Raw genomic sequence first — 10,791 nt, 5'->3', positions numbered from 1 at the left:
GCCATCACCAACATAGAACCACTGTGTGAGCCGCTATAACCGTGACTCAGCATCTATTCAACACAGCAGTATTTTGCTCTGTTGAATTCGATAGCAGTGACGGGATTTGTCAGCGCTTCTCGGTTCTTCGCGATCTCTGCCGAGACTTCACGTGACCTCCTCCCCGTGGTAAACGACGAGGCTTCCCACGGTACCGCACCGCTGGGTTGGGATATTTGCTGGTTGACGACTCGTCGGGATGACGAGCCGATGGCGTTCACGAGAACGCTGTTCTCGTGCAGCCCATCAGAAATCGAAGATTTCTGAGGACGGGGCCACACCGCCGTTACTCCTCTCCCCCGGCAGGGGGGACTCGGAGGTATCTTGACCGAGACACCACAGCGGTTCGAGAGGATGTCTCGAACGGTCTGATTCTCGGAGTCCCGATACTGTGCAGTTAGGTAGCGGTGAAACCGCCTCAGTGTCCGTTATATTACGACGTGCCGCTAGATAAATATCCGCATCAGCGTCAGAACGTGGTCTGTAGAGGACTTGTCCGATTCACTCCCGCCGTAAACGGCGGGATTCGCTCCTCGAAGAAAGATAGATTTGCTCGTCTCAGTTCGTGGGGTCGACGAACGATCGCGGAGGATCGACTCTACTTATTGGCCGCCCGCAGTATATCCACGCTGTATTTCTGCCAAAGTGTCTCAACTGCTTCCGTCGGTATCTTACTACCACAATTGATTCTTACCAGTGAATAGCTGTACCCTATATCTATAGGACTCAATTTACGGTAACCGATATGAAACGATCCTCCGAGCGAAAATATAATACTGTAGAACATCGAATTTGTAACTATGAGCGATGAAGACGCGTACACAAAACACACACCTGCGGGACTTCTCGAGTTGTCTTCGGAACTGAACCAGACGGGTTCGGTCGAGGACGCCTCCATTGTTGCCGTCCGAATGTTGGAACTCAATTTTGATGCGCCTCTTTCGGCGATCTGGGAATCCGATGAGGAAGCAAACGAACTCCACCCAATCGTCGAATCAACTGAGGCACAAGAGGTGATTGGCGATGCACCTATCCTTCCACTTGATTCTCTTGCGGGCCGTGTGTACAGACAGAATCGTCCAGAAGCGTTCGACGATGTCCATAGCGCCGATGGCACATATAATTCAGACACCCCGATCCGGAGCGAAATTCTTGTGCCAATCTCAGATCTTGGCGTCTTGAGCGTCGGAGCTACTGAGGTGGATGCGTTTACGGAGAATGACTCAGAAGTAGCGAAACTGGTCGCTTCAAATCTTGAAGCGGCAATCTCACGAATCCGACGACAGGAGCAGTTACAGGCGGAACGTGATTGGACGCACACGTTGTTTGAAGACTCAAACGATGCCATTTTCATTAGTGATTCGGAGGCGAATTTCGTCCGAGTGAATCAGGCTGCTTGCGAGTTGACCGGGTACACGCGAGAAGAACTTCTCTCGATGCGCATCCCCGATCTTCACGAAGAGATCGACTTACATGCGTATCAGGAATACCATGATCGGATTTTAGCCGGCGAACCAGCAACCACTGAAGCGAAACTGCTCCGGAGTGACGAGAGTAAAATCGATGTGGAGTTCTCGAGCAGTCGTATCGAGCGCAATGGGACGGGCTATATGCATACTGTCGCGAGAGACGTGACCGAAGACCGGGAACGTCGGCGTCGCCTAGAGTCATTTAAGTCCGCTATTGAGAGTGCGAGTGATGGGATCGCTATCCTGGAAGACGAGGAGTACACGTACGTTGACCGGACTCATACCGAGATGTACGGGTTCGATGACAAAAACGAGTTACTCGGGCGGACGTGGCGTGAGTTGTATACCGATTCCGTTGAGGTAGAACGCATCGAGAGTGAGGCGATGTCAGCCCTCCGGTCTGATGGTGCGTGGAGAGGTACCGTAACCGCCTCTCCCGACGGTACAGAAGAGTTCCCGACCGAGTTATCTCTGACACGGTTGGAGGACGGTCGGATTGTCTGTGTTGTCCGTGACGTGTCTGAAAAGCATCAACGCCAAGAGGAACTCCAAAAAAACGAGCGGCGTTTCGAGTCCGTGTTCGAAGACCCCGAGATGCTGGTGGGGTTATTAGAAACTGATGGTGAGACGATTGAGGTCAATGAAACAGCGCTAAACTACGTTTCGAACGACAAATCCGATATCTTGGGGGCACCGTTCTGGGAAGGAGACTGGTGGTCGCATTCCTCGGATCTACAAGCAGAGCTACAAGGCTGGATCGAACGAGCGGCTGCCGGCGAGTATGTTAGCTTCCAGGCTGAACATCCGGATCAGGACGGTGACCTTCGGTTCATTACGGGGACGATCCGTCCCGTGATGGGAGAGACAGGGGTCGAATCGCTCGTTATCTCCAGTCGTGATATCACTCCCCGTGAGCAACGGCGTCGCGAGCTAGAGACGTTCCAGCAGGCCGTCGAAGACGCGAAAGACGGATTCGCCATTCTCGAAGACGGCGAATACATCTACGCTGACGAGGCACACGTCGAGATGTATGGGTTCGATGAGACGGACGAATTCCTCGGGAACTCTTGGCGGATGCTGTATAACGAAGCGGAAGTGGAGCGTCTTGAGTCGGAAGCCTTCCCGGTTCTTGAGTCGGAGGGGCACTGGCGGGGCGACGTAACCGGATCCCGGCCGGACGGGACGACGTTCCCGGCTAAGCTCTCCCTGACCATCGTCGATGATGGCACCCTCGTCTGTACTGTACGCGATGAAACTGCAAAACAGGAACGGCAACGTGAACTCGAACTCAAGGAGCAAGCGATCGATTCCTCGAACGTCGGAGTCATGATTACCGACCCACAGCAGGAGGACAATCCGGTCGAGTACGTCAATAAAGGGTTCACTGACATTACCGGCTATGAGGAGGACGACGCCTTAGGTCGTAATCCACGTTTCCTCCAAGGGCCCGAGACGGACCCGGAGGAACTGTCGAAGCTTCGAGCGGCGATTGCAGCCGGTGAGCCGGTGACAGTAGAACTGAAAAACTACCGAAAAGACGGGAGTGAACACTGGAATCGGTTGTCTGTCACGCCAGTCACTGATGTGGATGGGGCGCTTTCGAAGTTTATTGGTATACAGCAGGAAGTTACAGATCGAAGAGAACGGACTCGAATCCTCGCGGAGCAGAATCAGAAACTCGAGTTGATTCTTTCTGGAACGGACACCGGTATCGCAGAGTGGAATCTCGGGACGGGCACGATGTCATTCAACGAAACGCTCATCGATCTATTTGGCCACGATCCGGACAATAAAGACGAGTTCTTGCAGATTGTCGCGCCAAAAGATCGGGACCGTGTTCGTAATTTACTGGACCAACTTGGTGACACAGGTAGCTTATCTGTGGATTTCAGGGTGATTGATACAGACGGACAAACACGATGGGTGCACACAGATGCTATTCTGAGACACGATGACGGACGTGAAGAGAAGATTATTGCGATTGCAACAGACATAACAGAGCAAAAACAACGGGTTCGGCAGATTCAACAGGAACGGGAGCGGTTTGATATTCTCTCAGAAAGTCTCGAAGAATACGCCTTCGTACTTCTCGATGACGATGGACAGATCGACGGCTGGAACGACGGAGCAGCCGACATTTTTGGATATGACGAGGGAGCTGCGATCGGTATGCCAGTAGCGGAGTTACACCCTGAACAGGAGCAAAAGCATGGGATTGCTGATCGGCTACTAACACAGGCATCTCTCGCAGGAGAAAGTACTCACGAAGGGCAACGCGTCCGTCAGGATGGATCGTCGTTTCCCGCTGAAGTCTCATACGTCTCGCTTCAAACTGAAGAAGAAGTCTTTCTGGGGTACGGAATGGTCGTCAGAGATCTCACTAACCGGCGTCAACAGCGGCGGAGGACGGAGCGGTTCGTTGAGGAATCAGTCGACGTTGTGTCCGTCTTGGATCGTGACGGGTGTTTCACCTATCTCAGTGGCTCTACTGAACGAGTTCTCGGATATGATCCAACTCAGCTAGAACAAGAGAGCATCTTTGATTATATCCATCCTGAGGACCGGGACCGTGTGATGGAGGACTTTTTCACTGCCGTTGAGGACTCAGACTCAAGCGTTCAGCTAGAGTTCCAAGTGAAAACTGGAGCCAACGAGTGGATCACGGTAGAGGCACGTGGACGGAATCTATTCCACGATCAAGCAATTGGTGGGTTCTTATTCTACCTTCGTGATGTCACCGAGATTAAAAGTCAGACAAAAAAGTTCGAGTCCGTATTCAATCAAACATTCCAATTAACGGGACTACTGAACCAGAGCGGTGACATTCTCGAATTAAACGAACCCGTCACGGAGTTCGGCGGGATACAGGTAGACGAAAGCAGAGGGACGCCACTCTGGAAGAGCGGAATATTTTCGCATTCGTCCGAAGTACAAGATAAAATCAGACAGGCAATTAGTCAAGCAACTTCGGGTTCGTTCGTTCGGTTCAACGTGGAAGCAGAAGGTGTTGATGGGCTCGCTACCTTCGACTTCTCGATTAAACCGATTTCGAACAAACACGGAGAACTCAGCTTCCTCGTATTCGAGGCACGGGATATCACGGCTCAAGAACAGCGTCGACAGCACGTCCAAGTCTTACACCGGATTATGCGGCACAATATCCGAAATGATCTGACGAAGCTTAGAGGGTACGTCGAGCTACTCGAATCGAGCAGAGATACGGACAGCCGTGAACAGCAGGCAGCGACGATCCGAGAAATCCTTGACAAGTGGGAAAGAATGGCCAGTAAGACTAAACAGCTGCAAAAGATTCTCACAAGCGAGAGTGGCCTGTCTACCTACCGACCAATTGAACAAATGATTGCGGATATTCGAACACAAAAAGAAGAAGAATACGCTACTGCAAGTGTCACTGTCGCAACTGAACACGATACCGAATCGCAAGTACCGAATGGTCTCGACAAAGCCATCTCTGAGCTCGTCGATAATGCCATCACGGCGAATACAACCGGCCAGCCATCCGTACAGATCAGTGTCTCGAAACCTGATAAACGGTGGGTAGAGATCTGCGTTTCCGATACTGGGCCTGGGCTCCCAGAGATGGAGACAAGTCTGCTTGAAACCGGCGAAGAAACGCCGCTCAGTCACGGTCAGGGACTTGGACTGTGGATGGTGCGGGCGCTGGTGACTCGTGTCGGTGGGTCGATTTTGGTCGAAACATCAGAAGATGGGAGCGATATTACGCTGGAAATCCCAACCCAACCGGCCCGAGAAGACTCAGAAAAACCGGGTATCGTGTCTTAGACCGTGACTCAAAACGGAAACACAAAAGTCCTGGTCGTTGAGGATGATCAGAGCTTAGCGGAGCTATATGCAGAGTGGCTCGCAGACCGCTATGTTGTCGAAACTGCGTACTCTGGCGAAGAAGCCTTGGAAGCGTTCGATTCGACCGTCGATATCGTCCTTTTGGATCGGATGATGCCCGGGTTATCCGGTGGAGAGGTTCTTACCCGACTCAGACAATATGAGTCGAACTGTCAGGTGGCTATTGTCTCTGCGGTGACACCGGACTTCGATATTGTCAAAATGGGGTTCGATGCGTATCTCGAAAAACCCGTTGAAGCCGCCGAGCTTGAAGACGTTATCTCACAGATGCTCACTCGTGGGGAGTATAACGAGGACCTGCAAGAACTGTTCTCGCTGATAGAACGCCAATCGACTTTGGAAGCCGTTATGGACGCAGATACCCTCGAAACGAGCCCGAAATATCAGTCACTCACGGACCAAATCACAGAACTCGAAGACAAAGTCGAACGGTATCTCCAGAACCTGCCAGATCAAGATTTTCGAGTGGCTATTGAGCGCCTGCAACGAACAGCAGCAGAGCGCAGGGAACAACAGCAGTACCAGTCACTGACTGAAGACGTATTAGACACTTCACAGGAAGGAGTCGTTGTAGTTGATCGCGACGGCCAAGTAGTGTGGGCAAACGAAACTACGGAAGAATTACTCGGAGTTGACAGAGACGATATTCAAGGGTCTGACTACAGTCGAATTGCTTCTGAATCTTACCAAGAATATACCTCAGGGGAGCAAACACTGTCTGACCTCGTAACTCAGTCTCTGGAGAATATGAACTCCGAAGTTGAAGCTATCGTCCGTATCCCTGAAACGGCTTCAAAAGAGCAGCAGTGGTTGGAGTATTGGAGCGGGCCAATTCAAACTGGTCTTTATGCAGGCGGGCGGATTGAACACTACCACAATATTACAGAGAGGTACGCGTATGAACAACAGCTAGAGGACCTACATGCGGTTTCCCGCGATCTAATGACAGCGGACTCGGAGCGTAGCATCGGCGAGACCGTGGCAAATGCCGCAGTCGGTGAACTCGGATTCGAGTTTGCCGCGATATATACACGAGAAGAGAACACGGGACGCTTGGCCCCAATAGCCCACTCATCTATGGAGGCTGTTGCTGAAATCAAACTTCCCACCATCTCTGAAGGAGACACACCAGTCTGGACGACCTACGTGACTCGAACGGAACAGTTGGCTCCCGAAGACGTTGCAGATACTCGGTCACGCCAGTGGTTGACAGAGGAGTTCTCGTCGTGGCGACTCTACTCACTAGAATCAAAGGGGGTTCTGTTGGTGGGGATGACCACGACGCCAGAGATTCCCTCAAGAAAGAACAAATTGGCAAAGACGTTAGCAGCAAACGCAGCAAGCTCATTCGAACGGGCAGCACAAGAAACGGCCCTTCGGGAACGAGATCAGCGTTTAAACGAGCAAAACGACCGGTTGACACGACTGGATCAAATCAACACACTGATCCGATCGATAAGTGCTACGATTATCAGTGCAAATACACGGGAAGAGCTGGAGCAGGAGGTCTGTAATGCTCTATCTCACCTGGATCTGGTTAGTGGGGCGTGGACCGGAAAAAAAGATAGTAACACGAGCACGATTGAGGTCAGAGCCAAGACAAAGTCGCTCACATATCAAAAAGTGGGGGCTGAAGACAATACAGCGGATGACAATACCCAACGGAGGAACGCTACATTGCCACCTGCTGAACGGGCATACCGGACTGAAGATTCGGTCGTGGAGGGCGACTTAATGACCGCTCGCTCCGAAACGGAGTGGGAACAAGACGCACTGAAAAATGGAGTCAGTTCGATCGTGACTGTGCCGCTACAGAGCGAGTCTTCTATCCTCGGCGTATTAGAAGTCCATTCTAAACTTCCGAACGCCTTCGCTGAAGAAGAGGTGACAGCCCTCACAGAACTCGGTCAGATAATAGGTCACGGGATATCAGCACTCCGCCAGAGGGTGGCGCTTCTATCAGGTGGTGGTACAATCCTTAAGGTTCAGTTTAAGGACGATACTGGTCTTGCAACTCTTGTTTCGGATGAGAACACAGATCTCGAAGTTTTGAGTGTAGTAACTGATAGTCCACATAATCTCCTGTTCGCACGGTTAACTGGAGAAAACGTGACTCCCGAGCCGTTCGAAGCTGCCGGTTTTGATCCAGAGACAGTCATTTTGAGCGACTCTCGGAACGGCACCCACTGTAAAATTCCGATACGGAACAGCAGCTTTTGCGAGAAACTGACCAACCAAGGGGTTGCAATAAATCAGATCACCAAAGCTTCGGAGTCCAACGAGATCGTTGTGTCAGTAACTGTGCCGTTCACGGTCGATGTTAGGATGTATCTGAGTTCACTTCGAGAAGACTACAGCGATCTCACCCTGTTATCCAAACTGGATAGTGAGCGGGGAGAAACCAATACGTCCCTCTCAGCGCGTCTTGATGGGGCTCTTACCGCCCGGCAAGAAGAAGTCTTGCAGACAGCGCTCTACGCAGGATACTTTAATTGGCCGCGGGATGCAGATTCGACGTCGATTGCCAAAACCCTCGATATCGCACAGTCAACGTTCAACCAACATCTTCGAGCGGCTGAGTCTAATCTGCTTACGACTCTCTATCAGGATACAACGGAACCGTGACTTGCCTCAGGATCGCGTTCTGAGGTACTCAGACTATTCTGCTCGTGGACGTTCGGAGAACTTGCTGGAAGTAGCGAGCCTTTCCATATAGGCATTAAATTTGGTAACCCGATATTAGTGGGTAGAAGACGTATCATTATAGAATACATCCAGAGTGTATGGCTAAAAGTTCTCGCCACTGGGAGTCTGCACCTACAGGATGGAGTACGGATTCACAAATTGTACGCGAATTTGACAGACCCGTTCGCGTTTCGAAGGCGGTTACTGAGACACTCATAGAAGCCGTCGAAGACTGGCCAGAACTCAGTAGATCCCCTCCAGTGTTCGAATTCGTAGATGCAGACAAGTTAGATGGCTTGTTCAAAACTCGTGCAGTCGACGAGGCCAGCCATATGCCCTCCGTGGAGTTTCTCTTTCAAGATGCACTTGTGACGGTCATGTACGCATCAACGGTACGTGTGATCGTCGAACGGGAGGTGTGAGTGAAAACGGATGAGCCATTCCAGTACCGTTCTAATCGTTGAAGACGAAGCGAATCTCGCCGACTTGTTTGGCATATGGCTCCGGGAGCAGTTTGAGGTTCATGTGGCCTATTCTGGAGAAGGTGCGTTGGAAATCCTCGCTGAGGAGTCTATCGATATCGTCCTTTTAAATCGTCGCATGCCGGGACTCTCTGGCAAAGACGTGCTGCAGTCCATTCGTGAAAGAAGCGATACCCAGCAGGTGATTATGTTGACAGCTGTTCAGCCAACCGAGGAACTAGCGGCCATCGATGTGGATGACTACCTTCTCAAGCCGATTAACCGGACAAGGCTTCTCCAAGCTGTGGAAGCTTCGGAGTTGGTTTTAACATACGAAGTTTCAGTGACAGAACTACTCTCGCTTACCGCAAGCAAAGCCACGTTAGCTGACTATAGGCGCTAAGCCCCCGTCCTCAAGGAGTGAACGAAGTGAGCGAGTAGGGCGGGGATACAGCGCCGTCATCGTTTTAGTTTCACTACACGGTATAGCCTTACTACCCCTGCGGTCGATATCGGTAGTACGATGCTCACCACGCTTCCGGTGGTGTTCAAGCGCGAGAAGAAGCGCGCACCCTCGGTTGTGGCTGAGTGTCCATCCGGTAGGAGTGGGACACTCCGAACCACCCGTGAAGGGAAGTCGCCTGCGGAGTCTGGAATCCCTGTGCCCACGTCGGGTATAAATTCCGACGCAGAAACAGGAAGCCCTGTCCTCAACAAGCGAGGGGCGAGTAGCCCCGAGCGCGGTAGGTCAGGGTAGTTCACAAGCGAATCTCGACAGAACAGAACTGGAAGACAATAGCCGATACGGCGATCTCCTCCAGAGAATACGAGATTTAGAGAAGCAATCTGACACGACACTTCAGCGTATTGAGTCAGATTACCAGATCGACATGCTGGTCAGAGACCAGCGTATTAGCGCTCAACCTGAGGAGCAGTTTTGATGTGGAACTTGGAGCCGTGACACCTACTGATTATGCTACCAACGACAGTACCGAAGCGCTCGCAGAAAATAAACATCTACTACTCACTGGATTAGTCTTCGTACGAGCCATAGATGCGAGCCTTACGTACTATAGGCGTTCCCGAACGGCCACGAGTGCTCGCCGGGCGATCGACGCCTCGCTACGCGGCCGTCGCGTCGTCGTCCGCCCCGTCGTCCTCGTCGGAGCGGAGGGCGGCGAGGAAGCCGCTTGAGTCGGCGCGCACCTCGGCGACCGTCGCGCCGGCGAACGCGCCCAGCGCGGCGCCGCTGCTTGCGGCCTGTCGGCTGATCAGCCCGCCGACCGCGGCGCCGGCGGCCGCGCCGACCGCGGCGAGCGCCGCCCGAGAGAGTGCGCGTCGAATGCGTGATCCCATACCGAACACGTCTCCGTCTGATTACAAAAACCCCACAAGTTTCCGTCCGTTTACAAAAACCGCACCGGCGGTCGCCCCTCTCGGTCACTGCAGCCGCTTCGTCGTCTCCATGAGGGGGTGACGCGCGTAGTCGACGATCTCGATGTCGGTGATGTCGCGGAGCCCCTCCTTCTCGGCGGTCTTGGCCATCCCGAGGTCGACCGTGCGCCCCGGGACGATCACGTACGCGTCCATCGTCTCGATGCCGGCCTCGTGGGCGGCCATCACCCGGTGGTGGCCGTCGGCGAGGTGGAGTGTCCCCCCGTTGTCGATGACGACGAGGGGCTCCGCGAGACCGCGCTCCAGCTCGTACTGGCGGCCCTCCAGCTCGTCGGCGTACACCCGCGCCTGCGTCGGGATGAGGTCCGTGAGTTGGATCTCCCTGCGCTCCTCGGTGAGTTCGACCCCGTGGATCTGCTCGAGCGTCCGCATCAGCTTCCCGACCTTGCTCGGCGTGGCCCGCTCGATCTGCGAGCGGACCACGTCCGTGTTCGAGATGATCCCCACGAGGTTGTCGGCGTCGTCGACGACTGGGAGCCGCTGGATCCCCGACCTGAGGATGACCCGAGCGGCGTCGGTCACCTTCATATCCGGGTGCGCGACGATGAGGTCGTCGGACATCACGGTGAAGGCGGGCGACTCCTCGTCGGCGAGGAGCAGGTCGGCGGCCGAGACGAACCCCTCGACGGTCCGGCCCTGTGTGACGGGGAACCCGTTGTGGCCGTCGCTCTCGGCCATGCGTCGCGCGACTTCGGCGACGGTCTCGTCGGGGCTCACGGTCTCGACGTCGCGGGTCATGTACTCGCCGACGGTCGGTTTCCCGCTCATCGTCAGCCGTTGGGTCCCGCGGATTAAAA

7 protein-coding genes are annotated in these 10,791 nt (G+C 53.5%); 5 read left to right on the top strand and 2 right to left on the bottom strand.

Going from position 1 to position 10,791, the window contains the following annotated elements:
• The first annotated feature begins 839 nt into the window (after positions 1–839).
• From N5096_RS03620 to N5096_RS16475, 5 genes are all read left to right on the top strand, one after another.
• On the top strand, positions 840–5,312 hold the full coding sequence (locus N5096_RS03620; RefSeq protein ID WP_267662968.1) for a PAS domain S-box protein: 4,473 nt from the start codon (positions 840–842) through the stop codon (positions 5,310–5,312).
• Between the two features lie 3 nt (positions 5,313–5,315).
• On the top strand, positions 5,316–8,018 hold the full coding sequence (locus N5096_RS03615; protein ID WP_267662967.1) for a helix-turn-helix domain-containing protein: 2,703 nt from the start codon (positions 5,316–5,318) through the stop codon (positions 8,016–8,018).
• Between the two features lie 158 nt (positions 8,019–8,176).
• Positions 8,177–8,500: a HalOD1 output domain-containing protein gene (locus N5096_RS16480; protein ID WP_379789902.1), complete on the top strand. Its 324-nt coding sequence runs from the start codon at positions 8,177–8,179 to the stop codon at positions 8,498–8,500.
• 10 nt (positions 8,501–8,510) lie between these two features.
• Positions 8,511–8,942 carry a response regulator transcription factor gene (locus N5096_RS03610; RefSeq protein WP_267662966.1) on the top strand — a complete coding sequence of 144 codons (432 nt, stop codon included), beginning with the start codon at positions 8,511–8,513 and terminating at the stop codon, positions 8,940–8,942.
• Positions 8,943–9,219: 277 nt separating this feature from the next.
• Positions 9,220–9,480, top strand: coding sequence for a HalX domain-containing protein (locus N5096_RS16475; RefSeq protein ID WP_379789904.1), 261 nt, complete (start codon positions 9,220–9,222; stop codon positions 9,478–9,480).
• A gap of 181 nt (positions 9,481–9,661) precedes the next feature.
• Here N5096_RS16475 and N5096_RS03605 read toward each other — a convergent pair whose 3' ends face one another.
• Entirely contained in the window at positions 9,662–9,895 is a 234-nt protein-coding gene (locus tag N5096_RS03605) for a hypothetical protein (protein ID WP_267662965.1), read from the bottom strand.
• Positions 9,896–9,979: 84 nt separating this feature from the next.
• A complete protein-coding gene (locus tag N5096_RS03600; protein WP_267662964.1) occupies positions 9,980–10,762 on the bottom strand; it encodes a CBS domain-containing protein in 783 nt (260 codons plus the stop codon).
• Positions 10,763–10,791 lie beyond the last annotated feature (29 nt).

The sequence above is a fragment of the Halorubrum yunnanense genome (assembly GCF_026586675.1).
Lineage (GTDB): Archaea > Halobacteriota > Halobacteria > Halobacteriales > Haloferacaceae > Halorubrum > Halorubrum yunnanense.
Note: the sequence above shows the minus strand (reverse complement) of the source record. Positions and strands in the feature narration are given on the sequence as shown.

Bases quoted from the DNA above. Each gene is read 5' to 3' on its own strand.
- N5096_RS03620 (WP_267662968.1), top strand. From the start codon at position 840: ATGAGCGATGAAGACGCGTACACAAAACACACACCTGCGGGACTTCTC.
- N5096_RS16480 (WP_379789902.1), top strand. From the start codon at position 8,177: ATGGCTAAAAGTTCTCGCCACTGGGAGTCTGCACCTACAGGATGGAGT.
- N5096_RS03610 (WP_267662966.1), top strand. From the start codon at position 8,511: ATGAGCCATTCCAGTACCGTTCTAATCGTTGAAGACGAAGCGAATCTC.
- N5096_RS03605 (WP_267662965.1), bottom strand. From the start codon at position 9,895: ATGGGATCACGCATTCGACGCGCACTCTCTCGGGCGGCGCTCGCCGCG.
- N5096_RS03600 (WP_267662964.1), bottom strand. From the start codon at position 10,762: ATGAGCGGGAAACCGACCGTCGGCGAGTACATGACCCGCGACGTCGAG.